The organism is Gluconobacter sp. P1D12_c, assembly GCF_018812105.1.
Taxonomy (GTDB): domain Bacteria; phylum Pseudomonadota; class Alphaproteobacteria; order Acetobacterales; family Acetobacteraceae; genus Gluconobacter; species Gluconobacter oxydans_A.
In genome coordinates this window covers 1-397 of sequence record NZ_JACSIQ010000672.1, presented here as the reverse complement: position 1 = coordinate 397, position 397 = coordinate 1, and the positions used below count along the sequence as shown (strand labels likewise).

1 pseudogene is annotated in these 397 nt (G+C 59.7%); it reads right to left on the bottom strand.

The annotated features are described in order from the left end of the window. Positions 1 to 138: pseudogene (locus tag KP705_RS21625) on the bottom strand (IS5/IS1182 family transposase); the annotation flags it as partial. Positions 139 to 397: the final 259 nt, after the last annotated feature.

The following is a 397-nucleotide window of genomic DNA, read 5'->3' as shown; positions in this document are numbered from 1 at the left end:
GCCCCGATCAGCCAGCATGGCTTTGGGGGGCGGGACAGACAGCTTCATCAGGGCGTCTGTGGCTTTGTAGTCCGAGACCTGGCCTCCGGTAAGGACAAAGCCAAGAGGGCATCCCTGATTGTCACATCGGACATGGATCTTGCTCGTAAAGCCGCCGCGTGATCGACCAAAAGCCTCCGAATGAGCCCCCCTTTTGCGCCCGTAGCCTGTGAATGGGCACGGACTACGGTACTGTCGACCATATGCTGCCAGTTATCGGTCAGGTCGAGGTCTATCAGGGTTTGCAGCAGAGCATCCCACACCCCCTGCTCAGCCCAACGCCGGAACCGGACATAGACCGAGTTCCATTTGCCGTAGCGCTCATGCATGTCCCGCCACGGACAGCCTGTGCGCAGAA